The organism is Streptomyces sp. NPDC019937 (assembly GCF_040631655.1).
Lineage (GTDB): Bacteria > Actinomycetota > Actinomycetes > Streptomycetales > Streptomycetaceae > Streptomyces.
In genome coordinates this window covers 200,150-219,734 of sequence record NZ_JBEYAL010000010.1, presented here as the reverse complement: position 1 = coordinate 219,734, position 19,585 = coordinate 200,150, and the positions used below count along the sequence as shown (strand labels likewise).

The 19,585-nt window shown below is 68.9% G+C and carries 17 protein-coding genes and 1 tRNA gene; 8 read left to right on the top strand and 10 right to left on the bottom strand.

Annotation, left to right across the window (positions count from 1 at the left end):
* Positions 1 to 142: 142 nt before the first annotated feature.
* The 10 genes from ABZ562_RS13065 to dnaA all read right to left on the bottom strand — a co-directional run bounded on the left by ABZ562_RS13065 (position 143) and on the right by dnaA (position 13,138).
* Positions 143 to 277, bottom strand: coding sequence for a DLW-39 family protein (locus ABZ562_RS13065; RefSeq protein ID WP_003958712.1), 135 nt, complete (start codon positions 275 to 277; stop codon positions 143 to 145).
* A gap of 193 nt (positions 278 to 470) precedes the next feature.
* Positions 471 to 544 (bottom strand) — tRNA-Ile (locus tag ABZ562_RS13060).
* Positions 545 to 614: 70 nt separating this feature from the next.
* Positions 615 to 1,238 carry a DUF3566 domain-containing protein gene (locus tag ABZ562_RS13055; protein ID WP_361477445.1) on the bottom strand — a complete coding sequence of 208 codons (624 nt, stop codon included), beginning with the start codon at positions 1,236 to 1,238 and terminating at the stop codon, positions 615 to 617.
* Positions 1,239 to 1,421: 183 nt separating this feature from the next.
* Positions 1,422 to 4,034 carry a DNA gyrase subunit A gene (gyrA, locus tag ABZ562_RS13050; protein WP_361477403.1) on the bottom strand — a complete coding sequence of 871 codons (2,613 nt, stop codon included), beginning with the start codon at positions 4,032 to 4,034 and terminating at the stop codon, positions 1,422 to 1,424.
* Positions 4,035 to 4,078: 44 nt separating this feature from the next.
* Entirely contained in the window at positions 4,079 to 6,109 is a 2,031-nt protein-coding gene (gyrB, locus tag ABZ562_RS13045; protein ID WP_361477400.1) for a DNA topoisomerase (ATP-hydrolyzing) subunit B, read from the bottom strand.
* Positions 6,110 to 6,440: 331 nt separating this feature from the next.
* Positions 6,441 to 6,959, bottom strand: coding sequence for a DciA family protein (locus tag ABZ562_RS13040; protein ID WP_361477397.1), 519 nt, complete (start codon positions 6,957 to 6,959; stop codon positions 6,441 to 6,443).
* Positions 6,956 to 8,101 carry a DNA replication/repair protein RecF gene (gene recF, locus ABZ562_RS13035; protein WP_361477394.1) on the bottom strand — a complete coding sequence of 382 codons (1,146 nt, stop codon included), beginning with the start codon at positions 8,099 to 8,101 and terminating at the stop codon, positions 6,956 to 6,958. The genes ABZ562_RS13040 and recF overlap by 4 nt, the downstream gene beginning before the upstream one ends.
* A 50-nt stretch (positions 8,102 to 8,151) precedes the next feature.
* Complete coding sequence (gene gnd, locus ABZ562_RS13030) at positions 8,152 to 9,030, bottom strand: phosphogluconate dehydrogenase (NAD(+)-dependent, decarboxylating) (protein WP_361477391.1); 879 nt, start codon at positions 9,028 to 9,030, stop codon at positions 8,152 to 8,154.
* Positions 9,031 to 9,144: 114 nt separating this feature from the next.
* A complete protein-coding gene (gene dnaN, locus ABZ562_RS13025; RefSeq protein WP_361477388.1) occupies positions 9,145 to 10,275 on the bottom strand; it encodes a DNA polymerase III subunit beta in 1,131 nt (376 codons plus the stop codon).
* A gap of 904 nt (positions 10,276 to 11,179) precedes the next feature.
* Positions 11,180 to 13,138: a chromosomal replication initiator protein DnaA gene (gene dnaA / locus ABZ562_RS13020; RefSeq protein ID WP_361477385.1), complete on the bottom strand. Its 1,959-nt coding sequence runs from the start codon at positions 13,136 to 13,138 to the stop codon at positions 11,180 to 11,182.
* A gap of 434 nt (positions 13,139 to 13,572) precedes the next feature.
* Between dnaA and rpmH the strand changes: the two genes are divergently transcribed.
* The 8 genes from rpmH to ABZ562_RS12980 all read left to right on the top strand — a co-directional run bounded on the left by rpmH (position 13,573) and on the right by ABZ562_RS12980 (position 19,407).
* Positions 13,573 to 13,710, top strand: a complete 138-nt coding sequence (rpmH, locus tag ABZ562_RS13015; RefSeq protein WP_003956500.1) for a 50S ribosomal protein L34 — start codon at positions 13,573 to 13,575, stop codon at positions 13,708 to 13,710.
* Between the two features lie 24 nt (positions 13,711 to 13,734).
* Positions 13,735 to 14,118 (top strand): ribonuclease P protein component, encoded by a 384-nt coding sequence (rnpA, locus tag ABZ562_RS13010; RefSeq protein ID WP_361477382.1) that lies wholly within the window; start codon positions 13,735 to 13,737, stop codon positions 14,116 to 14,118.
* A complete protein-coding gene (gene yidD, locus ABZ562_RS13005; RefSeq protein ID WP_009716485.1) occupies positions 14,115 to 14,432 on the top strand; it encodes a membrane protein insertion efficiency factor YidD in 318 nt (105 codons plus the stop codon). The genes rnpA and yidD overlap by 4 nt, the downstream gene beginning before the upstream one ends.
* Positions 14,433 to 14,435: 3 nt before the next feature.
* Positions 14,436 to 15,575 carry a membrane protein insertase YidC gene (gene yidC, locus ABZ562_RS13000; RefSeq protein WP_361477379.1) on the top strand — a complete coding sequence of 380 codons (1,140 nt, stop codon included), beginning with the start codon at positions 14,436 to 14,438 and terminating at the stop codon, positions 15,573 to 15,575.
* Between the two features lie 15 nt (positions 15,576 to 15,590).
* Positions 15,591 to 16,100: a R3H domain-containing nucleic acid-binding protein gene (locus tag ABZ562_RS12995; RefSeq protein WP_361477376.1), complete on the top strand. Its 510-nt coding sequence runs from the start codon at positions 15,591 to 15,593 to the stop codon at positions 16,098 to 16,100.
* 111 nt (positions 16,101 to 16,211) lie between these two features.
* On the top strand, positions 16,212 to 16,925 hold the full coding sequence (gene rsmG, locus ABZ562_RS12990) for a 16S rRNA (guanine(527)-N(7))-methyltransferase RsmG (RefSeq protein ID WP_361477373.1): 714 nt from the start codon (positions 16,212 to 16,214) through the stop codon (positions 16,923 to 16,925).
* Positions 16,926 to 17,173: 248 nt separating this feature from the next.
* Positions 17,174 to 18,265 (top strand): ParA family protein, encoded by a 1,092-nt coding sequence (locus ABZ562_RS12985; RefSeq protein ID WP_361477370.1) that lies wholly within the window; start codon positions 17,174 to 17,176, stop codon positions 18,263 to 18,265.
* The gene (locus ABZ562_RS12980) at positions 18,262 to 19,407 is read left to right on the top strand and encodes a ParB/RepB/Spo0J family partition protein (RefSeq protein WP_361477367.1); all 1,146 of its coding nucleotides are present in this window, start codon (positions 18,262 to 18,264) and stop codon (positions 19,405 to 19,407) included. The genes ABZ562_RS12985 and ABZ562_RS12980 overlap by 4 nt, the downstream gene beginning before the upstream one ends.
* Positions 19,408 to 19,585 lie beyond the last annotated feature (178 nt).

Below are 19,585 nucleotides of genomic sequence, written 5' to 3'. Positions count from 1 at the left end.
CGCGTCCCCCCTCGTCATACCGGTCGTCACACCGGTCGACCAGCACGTCACATTTACTTATGCAAGCGATTCATTTGCGAGAGTAAAGACGAGGGCCCCGACCGCTGCAGCGATCGGGGCCCTCGTAACGGGACTGTGGGGGTCACACACCCGAACCTGCGGGCACGGAGTCGGTCGCCTCCGTCCACAGATCCTGCTCGGCGCGATCCGCCTGGATCTGGCGGTACACGAGGAGCCCGCCGATGGCGGCCAGTGCGACCAGGAGAAGCTTCTTCACCGCGCTACCTCGTCTCTTTCTTGACGTAGGGGACCTCTGGCGCCCGATGATACACACCGACCGATACCGTTCGGTGACCTATGCCCGGCATCGGGCGGGCGGTATCCGGTCATCAACTCCCGGGCACCCAGATGAATCAGCCCCAAATGAATCAGCCTGGACGGAGAATCTCCGTCCAGGCTGATCGTGCCGGTGGGGCTAACAGGACTTGAACCTGTGGCCTCTTCCTTATCAGGGAAGCGCTCTAACCGTCTGAGCTATAGCCCCGCGCTGCACCGAAAGATTAGCGCACCACCAGCCCAGTACCAAAATCGGTAACCGCGGCCGCCCCGCTCGGCTACTCGTCCTCCGCGAGCGTCAGCTCCACGCCGCCCACGAAGCCCGACGACAGGTTGTAGATGAACGCGCCCAGCGTGGCCAGCGCGGTGGCCAGCACCACGTTGATCACGGCTATCACCGAGGTGAACGTCATGACGCGGGGAAGCGACAGGAACGACTGCAGGTCGAAGCCACCGCCCTGCTGTCCCTCCGTCGCCTCGCTGATGGTCCCGCCCACCGCGCTGAAGACGCCCATGGCGTCCATGACCATCCACAGCACCGACGCCGCGACCACCGTGCAGATCCCGAGCGCGATCGCGAGCAGGAAGCTGACCTTCATGACCGACCACGGGTCGACCTTCGCGACCCGCAGCCGCGCCTTGCGCGTACGCGGCGCCGGACGCGCGGCGGGCGCGCCGCCGGCGCCCGTGCCCGGACGGCGCGCCGCCGCCCCGTGGGGCTGCTGCCCGGGCACGGCGGGCTGCGCGGAGGTGCCGCGCCCGGCCGTGGCCGCGCCGCCGCCGGGCGGCGGGGCGTAGGCCTGCGGCGGGTGGTACGGCCGCTCGGGCTGCGGCTGGGCGGCCCGCTCACTGGGCAGCGGGCTCGACGTGTGCCGCTCGGGCTGGGGATCCGACGCGGGCACGGGACGCAGCTTCCGGGTGTCCGTCACCGTGCTCCCGGAGTCCGCTCCGTCCCGGGAGTCGGCGGCGGGGCCACGGGCGTCTTGCGCGGCGGACGCACCGCCCGCGGAGGGCGGGGTCTTCGATCCCGGACGCCCTTCGGCTCCCGTGCCGCCACCCGCTCCGCCCGTGGCTCCACTCACGACTTACTCCTCGGTCGTCTCATCGGCCGGGGACGTCCTGCCCCCGGCCGCCTCGGACGCGGCCTCCTCGGCTGCCTCGATCGCGGTCTCGATGACGTCCTCGACCTCTTCAGCCTCACGACCGGCCTCGGCGTTCCGGGCGATGCCGACGACGGCATCGCGCTTGCCCAGGTTGATCAGTTGGACGCCCATGGTGTCACGGCCCGTCTCCCTGACCTCGCTGACCCGTGTACGGATCACACCGCCGCCGAGCGTGATGGCGAGGATCTCGTCGCTCTCCTCGACCACCAGCGCCCCGACCAGCGAACCCCGGTCCTCCACGATCTTGGCGGCCTTGATTCCGAGGCCGCCGCGACCCTGGACGCGGTACTCGTCGACGTTCGAACGCTTCGCGTACCCACCGTCGGTGGCGGTGAACACGAACGTACCGGGCCGGACGACATTCATCGAGAGCAGCTCGTCGTCCTCGCGGAAGCTCATGCCCTTCACGCCCGAGGTCGCGCGCCCCATCGGCCGCAGCGACTCGTCGGTCGCCGTGAACCGGATCGACTGCGCCTTCTTGCTGATCAGCAGCAGATCGTCCTCGGCGGAGACCAGCTCGGCGCCGATCAGCTCGTCCTCGCGGCCGTCTGCCATCTCACGGAGATTGATGGCGATCACACCGCCGGAGCGCGGCGAATCGTAATCCTTCAGCGGCGTCTTCTTCACCAGACCCGACTTGGTGGCCAGCACCAGATACGGCACCGCCTCGTAGTCCCGGATCGCCAGGATCCGGGCGATCTGCTCGTCGGGCTGGAACGCCAGCAGGTTCGCGACGTGCTGGCCGCGCGCCTCCCGGCCCGCGTCCGGGAGTTCGTACGCCTTCGCCCGGTAGACCCGGCCCTTGTTGGTGAAGAACAGCAGCCAGTGGTGGGTGGTCGAGACGAAGAAGTGGTCGACGATGTCGTCCTGCTTCAGCTTCGTCCCGCGCACGCCCTTGCCGCCGCGCTTCTGCGAGCGGTAGTCCTCGGTCTTGGTGCGCTTCAGATAGCCGCCACGGGTGATCGTGACGACGATGTCCTCCTCGGCGATCAGGTCCTCGATGGACATGTCGCCGTCGAAGGGGACCAGCTTGGAGCGCCGGTCGTCGCCGAACTTCTCGACGAGCGCGGTCAGTTCCTCGCTGATGATCTGCCGCTGCCGCTCGGGCGAGGCGAGGATCGCGTTGTACTGGTCGATCTTCGCCTGCAGCTCGTCGTGCTCCTGGATGATCTTCTGACGCTCCAGGGCGGCCAGCCGCCGCAGCTGCATCTCCAGGATCGCGTTCGCCTGGATCTCGTCGATCTCCAGCAGGTCCATCAGGCCGCCGCGCGCGGTGTCGACCGTGTCGCTGCGCCGGATCAGCGCGATGACCTCGTCGATCGCGTCCAGCGCCTTGAGCAGGCCGCGCAGGATGTGCGCCCGCTCCTCGGCCTTGCGCAGCCGGAAGCGGGTCCGGCGGACGATGACCTCGATCTGGTGGGTGACCCAGTGCCGGATGAACGCGTCCAGCGACAGGGTCCGCGGCACGCCGTCGACCAGCGCCAGCATGTTGGCGCCGAAGTTCGTCTGCAGATCGGTGTGCTTGTAGAGGTTGTTGAGGACGACCTTGGCGACCGCGTCCCGCTTGAGGACGATGACCAGGCGCTGGCCGGTGCGCGACGAGGTCTCGTCGCGGACGTCCGCGATGCCGCCGATCCTGCCGTCCTTCACCAGGTCGGCGATCTTCTGCGCCAGGTTGTCCGGGTTGACCTGGTACGGCAGCTCCGTGACCACCAGGCACTGCCGGCCCTGGATCTCCTCGACCTCGACGACCGCGCGCATCGTGATCGAGCCACGGCCGGTGCGGTACGCCTCCTCGATGCCCTTGCGGCCCACGACCAGCGCGCCGGTCGGGAAGTCCGGGCCCTTGATCCGGTCGATCAGGGCGTCGAGCAGCTCCTCCGGGGTCGCCTCCGGGTTCGCCAGGAACCACTGGGCGCCCTCGGCGACCTCGCGCAGATTGTGCGGCGGGATGTTGGTGGCCATACCCACCGCGATCCCCGCCGAGCCGTTGACCAGCAGGTTCGGGAACCGGGCCGGGAGGACCGTCGGCTCCTGGTTACGGCCGTCGTAGTTGTCCTGGAAATCGACGGTCTCCTCGTCGATGTCCCGGAGCATCTCCATGGCCAGCGGGGCCATCTTGCACTCGGTGTACCGCATGGCCGCCGCGGGGTCGTTGCCCGGGGAGCCGAAGTTGCCGTTGGAGTCGACCAGCGGCATGCGCATGGACCACGACTGGGCCAGCCGCACGAGGGCGTCGTAGATGGACGAGTCACCGTGCGGGTGGTACGTCCCCATCACGTCGCCGACGACGCGGGCGCACTTGTAGAAGCCCTTCTCGGGGCGGTATCCGCCGTCGTACATCGCGTACAGCACGCGCCGGTGCACCGGCTTGAGGCCGTCCCGGACGTCGGGCAGCGCACGGCTCACGATGACGCTCATCGCGTAGTCGAGGTACGAGCGCTGCATCTCGGTCTCGAGGCCGACCGCCTCGATGCGCATGGCGGCGCCCGAGGCGAGTTCGTCGGGCGTGGTCGGGTTGTTCTCGTCGGCCATTGCTGGTCAAGTCCTTCTGTCGTCTGCGGCTGCGGGTGGCCGACTCAGATGTCGAGGAAGCGGACATCCTTGGCGTTGCGCTGGATGAACGAGCGCCGTGCCTCGACGTCCTCGCCCATCAGGACCGAGAACAGGTCGTCGGCCTGCGCCGCGTCGTCCAGCGTGACCTGGCCGAGGACCCGGGAGTCGAGATCCATGGTGGTCACGCGCAGCTCCTCGGCGTTCATCTCGCCCAGACCCTTGAAGCGCTGCACCGAGTCGTCCTTGATGCGCTTGCCCTGCTCGCGGCCCACCTGGATCAGGGCGTCCCGCTCCCGGTCCGAGTACGCGTACTCGAAGTCGTCCCGGCCCCACTTGATCTTGTAGAGCGGGGGGCGGGAGAGGAAGACGTGCCCGGCCTCGACCAGCGGACGCATGAAGCGGAAGAGGAACGTCAGCAGCAGGGTGTTGATGTGCTGGCCGTCGACATCGGCGTCCGCCATCAGGATGATCTTGTGATAGCGGAGCTTGGCGATGTCGAAGTCCTCGTGCACACCGGTGCCGAAGGCCGAGATCAGCGCCTGGACCTCGTTGTTCTGGAGGATCTTGTCGACCCGGGCCTTCTCGACGTTGAGGATCTTGCCCCGGATCGGAAGGATCGCCTGGTACTGCGGGTCACGGCCGGACTTGGCCGAACCACCGGCGGAGTCACCCTCGACGATGAAGATCTCGCACTTCGCCGGGTCGTTGGACTGGCAGTCGCTCAGCTTGCCCGGCAGCGACGCGGTCTCCAGCAGCCCCTTGCGGCGGGTCAGGTCGCGCGCCTTGCGGGCCGCCACCCGGGCCGTCGCCGCCTGGATCCCCTTGCGGATGATGTCCGCGGCCTCGTTGGGGTTCCGGTCCAGCCAGTCGGCCAGATACTCGTTGACGATCTTCTGGACGAAGGTCTTCGCCTCGGTGTTGCCCAGCTTCGTCTTCGTCTGGCCCTCGAACTGCGGCTCGCCCAGCTTGACCGAGATGATCGCGGTCAGGCCCTCGCGGATGTCCTCACCGGTGAGGTTGTCGTCCTTCTCGCGGAGCAGCTTCCTGTCGCGCGCGTACTTGTTGATCAGGTACGTCAGCGCGGCCCGGAAGCCCTCCTCGTGCGTACCGCCCTCATGGGTGTGGATGGTGTTCGCGAAGCTGTAGACACCCTCGGAGTACTGGGTGTTCCACTGCATCGCGATCTCGAGGGAGAGCAGCCGCTCCTTGTCCTCGGCCTCGAAGCCGATCACCGTGGGGTGGACCAGCTCGCCCTTGCGGGAGTTGAGGTACGTGACGAAGTCGACGATGCCGCCCTCGTAGTGGTACTTCACGGAGAGCGGGTTGCCCTCCTCGTCCACATGGGCCTCGCGCTCGTCCTTCAGCGAGATCGACAGTCCCTTGTTCAGGAACGCCATCTCCTGGAAGCGCCGGGACAGCGTCTCGAACGAGTACTCGGTGGTCTCGAAGATGTCCCCGTCGGCCCAGAAGGTGACCGTCGTGCCGGTCTCGTCCGTGGCCTCGTTCCGGGCCAGCGGCGCGGTGGGCACCCCGGTCTTGTAGTCCTGGGTCCAGCGGTATCCGTCCGTCTTGACCTCGACCGAGACCTTCGACGACAGAGCGTTGACGACGGAGACGCCGACGCCGTGCAGACCACCGGAGACGGCATAGCCGCCGCCGCCGAACTTGCCGCCCGCGTGCAGGACGGTCAGCACGACCTCCACGGCCGGCTTCCCCTCCGAGGGGACGATGCCCACCGGGATCCCGCGGCCGTTGTCGACGACGCGGACGCCGCCGTCGGGAAGGATCGTCACGTCGATGGTGTCCGCGTGACCGGCCATGGCCTCGTCGACGGAGTTGTCGACGACTTCCTGGACCAGGTGGTGCAGGCCGCGCTCACCGGTGGAACCGATGTACATACCGGGTCGCTTGCGGACCGCGTCCAGCCCCTCCAGGACGGTGATCGCACTGGCGTCGTACGACGGCGGAGCCAGAGCCTCGCCGTCGGGGGTGGACGTGATGTTTTCGATGGGGTTGCCGGAATCGGCCACGAAGCGCCCTTTCTGGCACAGCACATGCCGTCTCCGGGCAGGCAGGAGCGGCTGCGTCGTTCAACATGTGTCCGCAAGCGCTCGGTGCGCCAGCGGCGACGGTGTACTCGCCCAGTCTACCGGTAGCGCCGACAAGAATGGGGGCTTGCTGGCGCCTGAGTCCGCATGTGCCGCCCTGAACCGGTCGCCAGCGACTCCCCATATGCGGGGACGGGCTCCAGGAGGCTCACACCGCCACTCAGCGCTTCGGGCTGTCAACCACCGGCGACCGTGACCGGGGTCTCAGCCGTCACCCTGTGCTCAGGCGTCCATACGGGCCCCGGGGCGGCTCCTCACGGGCTCCCGGGGCGCCCGGTCAGCCGTAGGTGTCGCCCGGTCCCGTGCTGCCGGGGGAGCGCAGCGGACCGTAGCGCCGGGGCGGTCCGCCCGGGCCCAGCACCTTGATCAACCGCACCGTGCCCTGCCCCAGGTCGGCGTTGAGCCGGGCCACCAGCTGCGGTGCGAGCAGCCGAAGCTGGGTCGCCCACGCCGTGGAGTCGCAGCGCACGGTCAGCACCCGGGCGTCCTCGTCGTACCGCTGCGGCTCACAGTGCTGGGCGACTTCCGGGCCGACCATCTGGGGCCAGCGGCCCATCACCCCGCCGACCGCCGCCGGTGCCTCCCAGCCCCGCTCGGTGATCAGCCGGTTGATCGCCGTCCCCAGCGGAAGCGGATCGCGCCCATCGGCGCGCGCGCCGGAGCGCAAGCCCCCTCGACGCGCCTGCTTCTTCTGCTGGGCGGCCGCTCCGCGGGCCCGCGCCTGCTCCTTGGCGGCGCGCAGCGCGACGCGCGCCAGATCGACGCCCGAGGGCTCGGGGGCCTTGGGGTCCGTCATACCCGCCGCACCTCGCCCTCGGCCACCGCGTAGCGCACGCCCGCCAGCACCTCCGGGACGTCCTCCTCCACGGCCGCCGTGACCAGCACCTGCTCACCGGGGACGACCAGCTCGGCCAGCCGCTCCCGGCGCCGGGCGTCCAGCTCGGCGAAGACGTCGTCCAGCACCAGCACCGGTTCGGCGCCCTCCGCGCGCAGCAGGTCGTACGAGGCGAGACGCAGCGCGAGGGCGTACGACCAGGACTCGCCATGGCTCGCGTAGCCCTTGGCCGGAAGCCGCCCGAGCTTGAGGACGAGATCGTCCCGATGCGGCCCCACCAGCGTGACGCCGCGCTCGATCTCCTGCTTGCGCGCGTCGGCCAGGGCGGCCATCAGCCGCTCGTACAGCTCGTCGCGGCTGCCGGCCGCGGTCAGGTCCTCACCGGCCGAACCGCGGTACTCCAGCAGGACCGGGCCGCCGCCCGGGGCCAGCTGCTCGTACGCCTTGTCGGCGAGCGGCTGCAGCACGGAGATCAGGTCGAAGCGCTGGGCGAGCAGTTCGGCGCCGGTCCGGGCCAGGTGCTGGTCCCAGACGTCGAGGGTGGACAGCGCCGCGTCGCCGCCGCTTCCGCCGCGCGAGCCGTGCCGCCGGGCCAACGCGGCCGTCTTCAGCAGGCTGTTGCGCTGCTTGAGCACCCGGTCGTAGTCCGAGCGGACCCCGGCCATGCGCGGCGCGCGGGCGGTGATCAGCTCGTCGAGGAAGCGGCGGCGCTCACCCGGGTCGCCCTTGACCAGGGCCAGATCCTCGGGCGCGAACAGCACCGTGCGCAGGATGCCGAGCACATCGCGCGGTCTGACCTGCGAGGACCGGTTGATCCGGGCGCGGTTGGCCTTGCCGGGGTTGAGCTCCAGCTCGACCAGCTGCTGCCGGTCCCCCTGGACCACCGCGGCCCGGACGACCGCCCGCTCGGCCCCCATGCGCACCATCGGGGCGTCCGAGGAGACGCGGTGACTGCCGAGGGTGGCGAGATAGCCGACGGCCTCGACCAGATTGGTCTTGCCCTGGCCGTTGGGCCCGACGAAGGCGGTGACGCCCGGGCCCAGGGCGACCTCGGCCCGGGCGTACGAGCGGAAGTCGGCGAGCGACAGATGCGTGACGTGCATGGTGGGCTGCGCCGACCTCCCCCGGCAGTACTACACCCCTGTGGGGCCGCTTACTTGGTGTTCTCGACCGCGTGACCGCCGAACTGATTACGCAGCGCGGCGATCATCTTCATCTGCGGGGAGTCGTCCTGACGCGAGGCGAAGCGGGCGAACAGGGACGCCGTGATGGCGGGCAGCGGCACCGCGTTGTCGATCGCGGCCTCCACGGTCCAGCGGCCCTCGCCCGAGTCCTCGGCGTATCCGCGCAAGCGGGACAGCTGCTCGTCGTCGTCCAGGGCGCGGACCGCCAGGTCCAGCAGCCAGGAGCGGATGACGGTGCCCTCCTGCCAGGAGCGGAACACCTCGCGGACGTCGGTCACCGAGTCCACGGCCTGCAGCAGCTCCCAGCCCTCGGCGTACGCCTGCATCATCGCGTACTCGATGCCGTTGTGGACCATCTTGGCGAAGTGGCCCGCGCCGACCTTGCCCGCGTGGACGGCGCCGGCGGTCCCCTCGGGCTTGAGCGCGTCGAAGATCGGCTGGACCTGGGCGACGTGCTCGGCGGTGCCGCCGTACATCAGCGCGTAGCCGTTCTCCAGGCCCCAGACGCCGCCGGAGACACCGCAGTCGACGAAGCCGATGCCCTTGGCCTTCAGCTCCTCGGCGTGCTTCTCGTCGTCCGTCCAGCGGGAGTTGCCGCCGTCCACGACGACATCGCCGGGCGACAGGAGTTCGGCCAGCTCGTCGATGGTGGTCTGGGTGGCGGCACCGGCCGGAACCATGATCCATACCACTCGCGGACCCTTGAGCTTGCTCACCAGTTCGCCGAGGCTGTGAACATCGGCGACGTCCGGGTTGCGGTCGTATCCGATGACGGTGTGGCCTGCGCGGCGAATGCGCTCGCGCATATTGCCGCCCATCTTGCCGAGGCCGACGAGACCGAGCTCCATCAGTGATCCTTATGCCGTAGTCAGTGCGGTTTTCGTACCTGGGACCGAGCCTACGCCCGCGAGTGTCCGCACAGATGTTGGCTACACCTGCTCATCCGCTCGGTCTTCGGCCGCTCAGCCGCTCAGCCGGACCGGCATGATCAGGTACTTGTACGCGTCGTCCGCCTCGGCGTCCATCGCGGGCTTGCCGCTGAGCAGAGCGGGCTTCGTCGACGTGGTGAACGACAGCTGGGCGACCGGGGAGTCGATCGCGCTGAGCCCGTCGAGCAGGAACGTCGGGTTGAAGGCGATGGAGATGTCGTCCCCGTCGAGCTGCGCGTCGACGCGCTCCACAGCCTGTGCGTCGTCGCTGGAACCGGCCTCCAGGATCAGCACGCCCTGCTCGAAGCTGAGCCGCACCGGGGTGTTCCGCTCGGCGACCAGCGCCACACGCTTGACGGCCTCCACGAAGGGGGCGGTCTCGATCACGGCGACGGAGTTGAACTCGGTCGGGAAGAGCGTGCGGTACTTCGGCAGGTCACCTTCGAGCAGCCGGGTGGTCGTACGGCGCCCGGCGCCCTCGAAGCCGATCAGCCCCTCGCCCGCACCCGAGCCGGACAGCGCCAGGGCGACCGTGTCGCCGCTGGTCAGGGACTTGGCGGTGTCGAGCAGCGTCTTGGCGGGGACCAGCGCGACGGCCGAGACGTCCGGCGTCTCCGGCTTCCACAGGAACTCGCGGACCGCGAAGCGGTAGCGGTCGGTGGAGGCCAGCGTGACGGTGTCGCCCTCGATCTCGATGCGCACACCGGTGAGCACCGGCAGGGTGTCGTCCCGGCCGGCCGCGATGGCGACCTGGGCGGCGGCGGCGGCGAAGACCTCACCGGGGACGGTGCCGGTGGCGGTCGGCATCTGAGGCAGCGCCGGGTACTCCTCCACAGGCAGTGTGTGAAGGGTGAAGCGCGACGAGCCGCAGACGACGGTCACGCGCACACCGTCGCTGGAGATCTCCACAGGGCGATTGGGGAGAGCGCGGCAGATGTCGGCGAGGAGGCGGCCGGAGACCAGGACCGTGCCGTCGTCCTCCACGTCGGCCTCGACGGAGACGCGGGCCGAGACCTCGTAGTCGAAGCCGGAGAGGCTGAGAGCGCCTTCCTCCGCCTTCAGCAGGATGCCCGCGAGGACGGGCACCGGCGGACGGGCCGGAAGGCTGCGGGCCGTCCAGGCCACTGCCTCCGCGAGTACATCGCGCTCCACCCGGATCTTCACCGGAAACCGCCTCCTGCTGTTGCTGGCTCGCCCTGCTGGCCTTCGTCGTCGGCTGATGTGCCGGAGACCAGTCTGACGCACGCCGCTGACAGTCGGCGCGGCTCGGGGTCAAGTCGGTGCGCGACGTGTCGGGCGGCCCGGCCCGAAGTTGTGCACAGGCCCCACTTCGAAGCGATTTCCCTGCTCTAACTCTGTGGTCGTAGTAGTAGGGCTTGTGGAAACCGTGGATAACTGACTTTGCGCAGGTCAGGGCCGCTTTTTTGTCCACCGGCCCTGTGGGCGGCACCCGTGGACAACTCACGCGCTCTGTGGACGCCGGAAAGTTCTGCACACGCGATGCACAGGAGACACCCGGTTCTCCCCAGCGGCGTCCCCAGTTTTACCCACCTTCCCCACAGCCCAACCCGGCTCCTTGGTGTGACGCCTTTCACTCGGTCCGGTGAGGGAGACCATTTCGTTGCCGAACAGTGGACAGGCGTGTGGAGAAGCTGTGGGCAACCGGCCTGTGGCTGTGGGCGGCCGGTGGACAACTCGAAGCACGGCCTGTGGGCCATCCCGTCGTCCACAGTCTGTGGACCACGGTTTGCCACAATTCCACATCCGGCTGACCTCGACAGATCCCATCCTGCACCCCAAGCCTGTGGACGGATTCTGGACAACGGAGAAGTCCCCAAGGTGTGGACGGCACATTCGCTGTGGATCTGTGGAGAACCGGCCTGTCAGGGCAGGGAATCGAACAGCCGGGGAGGACGAACGACGAAGGGCGCCCCGGGAGTTGTCCGTCCCGGGGCGCCCTTGTCCGTCTCTGTGGTGCCTCTGTGACCCTCCGCGGTGCCTCAGCGGCTGTCGTACGGAGCACCGCGGCGTGCCTCTGGTGCCGTCGTGCGGCGGCTGTCCGGCCCGCTCAGCCGTTCTTGATGCGGTTGGTCAGCTCGGTGACCTGGTTGTAGATGGAGCGTCGCTCGGCCATCAGCGCCCGGATCTTGCGGTCCGCGTGCATCACCGTCGTATGGTCCCGGCCGCCGAACTGCGCGCCGATCTTGGGCAGGGAGAGGTCGGTCAGCTCACGGCACAGGTACATCGCGATCTGCCGCGCCGTGACCAGGACCCGGCTGCGGGAGGCGCCGCACAGGTCGTCCACCGTGTGCCCGAAGTAGTCGGCGGTCGCGGCCATGATCGCGGTGGCGGTGATCTCCGGGGCCGCGTCCTCGCCGCCGGGGATCAGGTCCTTGAGGACGATCTCGGTGAGGCCGAGATCCACCGGCTGCCGGTTCAGGCTCGCGAAGGCCGTGACCCGGATCAGCGCGCCCTCCAGCTCCCGGATGTTGCGGGAGATCCGGGAGGCGATGAACTCCAGGACCTCCGGCGGCGCGTTCAGCTGCTCCTGCACCGCCTTCTTGCGGAGGATCGCGATACGCGTCTCCAGCTCCGGCGGCTGCACATCGGTGATCAGACCCCACTCGAAGCGGTTGCGGAGCCGGTCCTCCAGGGTCACCAGCTGCTTGGGCGGCCGGTCGGAGGAGAGCACGATCTGCTTGTTGGCGTTGTGGAGCGTATTGAAGGTGTGGAAGAACTCCTCCTGCGTCGACTCCTTGCTCGCCAGGAACTGGATGTCGTCGACCAGCAGGATGTCCATGTCGCGGTAGCGCTTGCGGAACGCGTCCGCCTTGCCGTCGCGGATGGAGTTGATGAACTCGTTGGTGAACTCCTCGGAGCTCACGTAGCGCACCCGGGTGCCGGGATAGAGGCTGCGGGCGTAGTGCCCGATGGCGTGCAGCAGATGCGTTTTGCCGAGCCCGGACTCCCCGTAGATGAAGAGCGGGTTGTACGCCTTGGCCGGCGCCTCGGCGACCGCGACCGCCGCGGCGTGCGCGAAGCGGTTGGAGGCGCCGATGACGAAGGTGTCGAAGAGGTACTTGGGATTCAGCCGGGCGGTCGGCTCACCGGGGCCGGACGCGGGCGCGGGCTGCGCGGCGAGCGGGCCGGGGGCGCCGGTCTGCGAGGGCAGGACGGGCGGTCCGCCGCGGGCGCGCTCCAGCGGGTCGGGGAGATCGTGGCGCTGCTGCTCGTACGGCGGCCGCTCGGGTACGCCGCCGTGGCCACCGGGGCCGCCGTGGTTCCCCGGGCCTCCTGGACCTCCTGGTCCGCCTGGTCCGCCGGCCCCCGGGCCTCCCCCGGGTCCGCCCGTGCCGGGGCGCTCCGTGCCGGGGCCCCGGTAGTCGCCGCGCTGCTGCTGGTCGTACGGCTGCTGCTCGTAGCCGGACGAGGAGCGCTGTGACGCGTACGGATCGGCCTCGGGGAAACCGCCGAGCCGGGGCTGCTGCCAGCCGTAGTCGTCATGGGGCCGCTGCCAGGCGGCGGGCTCGGGGCGCTGCCGCTGGTAGCCGGGGTACGCGGGGCGGGCGGTCGGCAGCTCGTCGGGCGTCTGGCGGCCGTAGCCGTCGCGGCTCTCGTATCCCTCGTAGCCGTCGCGTCCCTCATAGCCGTCGCGACCGTCGCGGCTGTCGTAGCCATCGCGGCGGTTCTCATAGCCGTCCCGGCTGTCGCGCTGCGGCTGCTGCGGGACGATCGGCTCGCCCGCCGACTCGTCGACGGTGATCGCGATGCGGATCGGGCGGCCGCACTCCCGGCTCAGCGTCTCGCTGACGATCGGGGCCAGCCTGCCCTCCAGCACGCCCTTGGCGAATTCATTGGGGACGGCGAGCAGCGCGGTGTCGGCGACGAGCGCGAGGGGCTGGCACCGTTTGATCCAGTGCTCGTCCTTGGCCTCGACGCCCTGCCCTCCCTGACCCGTGCCTTCTCCCAGAAGCCTCTCGAGCACGCGTGGCCACACTGCGGCAAGATCGGCAGGTACGTCAGCCACAGGGCACGCTCTCTCACTCGCTGGGTGGGGGACGCCGACATGTCCCACGAAAGGTGGTTCTCGGGACGGGTGGGAAGGAATCGGAGCCCGGCCACGGTAGTCAGGCCGGGGTTCAGGGTTCAAGTCGTTGTCCACAGGGTGTGTACAAATGTGCCATGTGATGTCGCCGGTCGTTCCCTTGCCCCCGCGGGCGGGCCGGGCGGGGCGTCCTCCGGGCTGCCTGTCGGTTTGACCGGATGGCGTAACCGCGCGTACCGTAACCAGGTCGAGTTGTCGATGGCTGCTGCCGCCTGCCTCCGATGGGCAAGGGTCACGGACTTCATGATCCGTGATCGTGAAGCGGTGCACTCGGGCGTATTGCGAGCTACTCGTGGGCGCACGGTGACAGCCAGGCGATGTACCGCCACTACCCGATTCATTTCTGGAGCCCCCGAGTGAGCAAGCGCACCTTCCAGCCGAACAACCGCCGCCGCGCGAAGACCCACGGCTTCCGGCTGCGTATGCGCACCCGTGCCGGCCGCGCGATCCTCGCGTCCCGCCGTAGCAAGGGTCGCGCCCGCCTGTCGGCCTGAGCAGCCTGACCCAAGGTCCATGACGTGCTGCCTACCGAGCATCGGCTGAGGCGGCGCGAGGACTTCGCGGCCGCGGTACGCCGAGGACGCAGGGCTGGTCGCCCGCTTCTTGTCGTGCACTTTCGCAGCGGCCTCACCAGCAAAAACACGGACCCGCACGCACCTGGGGAGAGTGCTCCCCCGGCGCGTGCGGGTTTCGTCGTCAGCAAGGCGGTCGGCGGTGCCGTCGTCCGCAATCTGGTGAAGCGCAGACTGCGCCACCTCATGCGGGACCGACTCGATCATTTTCCCGCAGGTAGCCTTGTGGTCGTACGGGCGCTGCCCGGTGCGGGTGAGGCGGGTCACGACCAGCTGGCCCGCGACCTCGACACCGCAGTGCAGCGGCTACTGGGAGGGGTGCCGCGATGAAGTACCCGCTGCTGTGGTTGATCAAGCTGTACCAGTGGACCATCAGCCCGATGTTGGGACCGGTCTGCAAGTACTACCCGTCGTGCTCGCACTATGGCTATACGGCCATCGACCGGCACGGCGCGGTGAAAGGAACGGCGCTGACGGCGTGGCGCATCCTGCGCTGCAACCCGTGGTCGCTCGGTGGCGTCGACCACGTGCCGCCCCGGAAGCATCCGGTGTGGCACCAGCGGCTGCGGAACCGCTTCGGCGGGCACTCCGCTGTGGAACCTGCCGCACAGCCCGAGACCCAGCCCAACGCCCAAGGAGCCTGATTCGTGGACACGATCCTCGGTCCTCTTTATGACGTAGTTTCCTGGATCATCGTCCAGTTCCACTCGTTCTACAGCCTCATTTTCGACCGGAACAGTGGCTGGGCGTGGGGTCTGTCCATCGTTTCGCTGGTGGTGCTGATCCGTATCTGCCTGATCCCGCTCTTCGTGAAGCAGATCAAGTCGACGCGGAACATGCAGGCGCTCCAGCCGAAGATGAAGGCGATCCAGGAGCGCTACAAGAGCGATAAGCAGCGTCAGTCCGAAGAGATGATGAAGCTGTACAAGGAGACGGGCACCAACCCGCTCTCCAGCTGCTTGCCCATCCTCGCGCAGTCGCCGTTCTTCATCTCGCTGTACCAGGTCCTCAACCACATCGCGAACAACAGGACGGTCGGCGTCATCGACCAGTCGCTGTTGGACAGCGCCCGTAACGCGCACATCTTCGGCGCTCCCCTGTCCGTGAAGTTCATGGACTCCGCCTCGAAGGTCGAGTCCCTCGGAGCCTCGCTGACCGACGTCCGCATCGTGACGATCACCATGATCGTGCTGATGTCGGCGTCGCAGTTCTTCACCCAGCGCCAGCTGATGACCAAGAACGTCGACCTCACGGTGAAGACGCCGTTCATGCAGCAGCAGAAGATGCTGATGTACGTCTTCCCGATCATGTTCGCCGTCTTCGGCATCAACTTCCCCGTCGGTGTCCTCGTCTACTGGCTGACCACCAACGTCTGGACCCTCGGGCAGCAGATGTTCGTCATCCGCCGCAACCCGACCCCGGGCAGCGTCGCCTTCAAGGCGCGCCAGGAGCGGCTGCGGGCCAAGGGCAAGCTGAAGGAAGAGCCGGCCGAGGTCGCCGCCAAGAAGGCCGTCGAGACCGCCCGCGCCAACCGCCAGCAGCCCAAGCGGCAGACCAAGTCGCAGCGCACCACCGCCGGCGGCCACGGCCACAGCAGGGCGACCGCACAGTCGGCGTCCGCGGCGAAGCTGGACAAGTCCGACCAGGAGCCGACGCAGCAGAGCGCGGCGGAGAAGAAGGGCTCGCAGGGCGGCAAGCCTGCCGGCGGCTCGGCCTCCGGCTCCCGGAACACGAAGTCCGGGCAGCGCAAGGGCCAGCAGCGTCCCAAGCACCCGTCCAAGAAGTAACGAAGGAGTCCATCCGTGACGGAAGGCACCACCCCCGCCGCCGAGGGTGTCGACACCCTGACCCGCCTCGAACAGGAAGGGGAGATCGCGGCCGACTACCTCGAAGGTCTGCTGGACATCGCGGACCTCGACGGTGACATCGACATGGACGTCGAGGCCGACCGCGCAGCGGTGTCGATCATCAGCGACTCGACCAGCCGCGACCTGCAGAAGCTGGTCGGCCGGGACGGCGAGGTGCTGGAGGCCCTTCAGGAGCTGACCCGGCTCGCGGTGCACCGGGAGACCGGCGACCGGAGCCGGCTGATGCTCGACATCGCCGGATACCGGGCCCGTAAGCGTGCCGAGCTGACCGAGCTGGGCGCCAAGGCCGCGGAAGAGGCGAAGGGCACCGGCGAGCCGGTGAAGCTCAAGGCGATGACGCCCTTCGAGCGCAAGGTGGTGCACGACGCGGTGGCCGCCGCCGGACTGCACAGCGAGTCCGAGGGCGAGGAGCCCCAGCGCTGCGTGGTCGTACTCCCGGCCTGACCAGGCCCGGTCCCATGGTCTACCCGGCCCCGTCTGCGCGCAGGCGGGGCCGAATCTTGTCAGCCTTACATCAGCGTTCACCACAGTGCTCGGTACGGAAGGACGGTCCCCGTGACGGAAGCAGCGGAGCTCCCCCCGGCGCCCGAGGAGGCTCGGGATGTATTCGGTGACCGCTTCCCGGAGGCCGTCCGGTACGGCGAGCTGTTGGCCGATGTGGGCGTGACCCGCGGGCTGATCGGCCCGCGCGAGGTGCCGCGGCTGTGGGAGCGGCATCTGCTGAACTGTGCCGTGCTCTCCGAGGTGGTGCCCGAGGAGGTCACCGTCTGCGATGTGGGCTCCGGCGCCGGTCTCCCCGGTATTCCGCTCGCCCTGACCCGCCCGGATCTGCAGATCACTCTGCTGGAACCGCTGCTGCGCCGTACGAACTTCCTGCGGGAGGTGGTGGAGCTGCTGGGCCTGGACCATGTCACGGTCGTGCGTGGCCGGGCCGAGGAGGTCCTCGGGAAGCTGCCCCCGATGCACGTGGTCACGGCCCGGGCGGTGGCCCCGCTGGACCGGCTGGCCGGCTGGGGGGTTCCGCTGCTGCGGCCGTACGGGGAGATGCTGCTGCTGAAGGGTGACACGGCCGAGGAGGAGCTGAAGCAGGCCCGGGCGGCGCTGAGTAAGCTCGGCGTGGTGGGGACGTCGGTGCTGCATGTCGGCGAGGGCGTCGTCGATCCGCTGTCCACCGTGGTGCGGGTCGAGGTCGGGGAGAGCCCCGGGGGTGTGCGCTTCGCCGCGAAGCGCGCCAAGGCGGCGCGCAAGGCGCCACGGCGCCGGCCCTGAGCGCTCTGACGTAGGCCGGGCGGCTTGACGGGGTGCTCCATACAAGCTGCCTAAACTACGCATACCGGAGTGTCGCGACGGATCAACGGGCCTGCCCGTGCATCGTGTTTCACGTGAAACGTCGCTCCCTGCTGCATGGAATCATCAGTCGCGGTCGTGCGGCGGCTCTGCCCCGCGACCGCCGCCCCCGTAAAGACGTGGATTCATCCACAGGAGAATGGGCCTCGCTGGTTCACAACCCCCAAAGCATGGCAGGCTCTGTGCATCGCGAGCCTGATGTCGAGGAGAGTGAATCCTTGCGGTCCGACGCCAACATCGCGGGGCCGATGACCGACCCGGTCCCCGGCCCCCGTACCGAATCGGCGGGGGAGGACGTTTCACGTGAAACTCCGCCCCCGATGGACGACACCCCTATTGGCCGTGCCGCTCAACTGGCGGTGGAAGCGCTTGGCCGGGCTGGTGAGGGACTGCCCAGGCCGGAGCAGACCCGGGTGATGGTGGTCGCCAACCAGAAGGGCGGGGTCGGGAAGACCACGACCACGGTCAATCTGGCGGCGTCTCTCGCCCTGCACGGCGCACGGGTCCTTGTGATCGACCTCGACCCGCAGGGCAATGCCTCGACGGCGCTGGGCATCGATCACCACGCCGAAGTCCCCTCGATCTACGACGTGCTGGTCGACAGCAGGCCGCTGTCCGATGTGGTGCAGCCGGTGCCGGACGTGGAGGGGCTGTTCTGTGCTCCGGCCACGATCGACCTCGCCGGAGCCGAGATCGAGCTGGTCTCCCTGGTGGCGAGGGAGAGCCGGCTGGACCGGGCGATCCAGGCCTACGAGCAGCCACTGGACTACATCCTCATCGACTGTCCGCCCTCGCTCGGGCTGTTGACGGTCAATGCGCTGGTCGCCGGGGCGGAAGTGCTGATCCCGATCCAGTGCGAGTACTACGCGCTGGAGGGGCTCGGGCAGCTCCTGCGCAATGTCGATCTGGTGCGGGGACATCTCAACCCCAAGCTCCATGTCTCGACGATCCTGCTTACGATGTACGACGGCCGGACCCGGCTGGCCTCCCAGGTGGCGGACGAAGTCCGCAGCCACTTCGGCGGCGAGGTGCTCCGGACGAGCATCCCGAGATCGGTGCGCATCTCCGAGGCCCCCAGCTATGGGCAGACGGTTCTCACCTACGACCCGGGATCGAGTGGAGCGCTCTCCTATCTCGAGGCGGCCCGGGAGATCGCGCTTCGCGGGGTCAGCGTGCGGTACGACGCTCAGCACGCTCATGCCTTGCCCATGCCCGAGATCAGCCAGCACGACCAGCACAGCATGCAGGAGGGGATTCAGTGAGTGAGCGACGCAGAGGACTGGGCCGTGGGCTCGGTGCTTTGATCCCTCCCGCGCCGAAGGGGGCCGATAACGCCGGACCCGCGACGCGCGGGGGAACGACGACCACCTCAGGGGCTACGACCTCGCCGACCTCGGTCCCGGTGCTCACCCAGGAGCGCGGGGTGGCGGCGGCCAAGGTGGCGGGTCTGTCCTCGCAGAGCGTTCCACGTGAAACCGAGCCGCCCGCCCCGCCGGAAAAGGAACCCGAGGCCGCGTCGGCGCCCCCGGTGGACGAGGTGGCCGGGGCGCACTTCGCCGAGCTGCCGCTCGACTTCATCACGCCCAACCCCCGTCAGCCGCGCGAGGTGTTCGACGAGGACGCCCTGGCCGAGCTGGTCACCTCGATCCAGGAGGTCGGCCTCCTCCAGCCGGTCGTGGTGCGGCAGTTGGCACCGGAGCGCTATGAGCTCATCATGGGCGAGCGGCGCTGGCGGGCCTGCCGTGAGGCGGGGCTGGAGAAGATCCCCGCGATCGTCCGGGCCACCGACGACGAGAAGCTTCTGCTCGACGCGCTGCTGGAGAACCTGCACCGGGCTCAGCTCAATCCGCTCGAAGAGGCCGCCGCGTACGACCAGTTGCTGAAGGACTTCAACTGCACGCATGACGAGCTGGCGGACCGGATCGGGCGTTCGCGTCCGCAGGTCTCCAATACGCTGCGGCTGTTGAAGCTCTCCCCCTCCGTCCAGCGCAGGGTCGCGGCGGGTGTGCTCTCCGCGGGCCATGCCCGGGCCCTGCTCTCCGTGGAGGACGCGGACGAACAGGACCGGCTGGCGCATCGCATCGTTGCCGAAGGGCTGTCGGTGCGTGCGATCGAGGAGATCGTCACCCTGATGGGTTCGCGGTCGGGTGGTGCTCCGAAGGCGAAGGGGCCGCGGGCCGGTACCCGGGTGTCCCCCGCGCTGACGGATCTGGCGTCCCGGCTGTCGGACCGGTTCGAGACCCGGGTGAAGGTCGACCTCGGTCAGAAGAAGGGGAAGATCGTCGTCGAGTTCGCCTCGATAGACGATCTGGAGCGGATTCTCGGCACCCTGGCCCCGGGCGAGGGCCCGGTGCTGGAGCAGCCGCTGTCCGCCGAGGACGAGGCGGCGGACGAGGACGAATGAGGCGCTGACCATGCGGCTCGGCCGTGGGAAGGCGCGTGGGGCGGGTCGTGTTCCGATGACATCGGGACACGACCCGCTCTTTTCCCAAGGGCGGTATCGGTGCAATGTCCGCACGGATACGATGCGATCAGACAGGGCGGTTCCGTGGGGAGACACCTCATGTGGAGGGCAGGGCCAT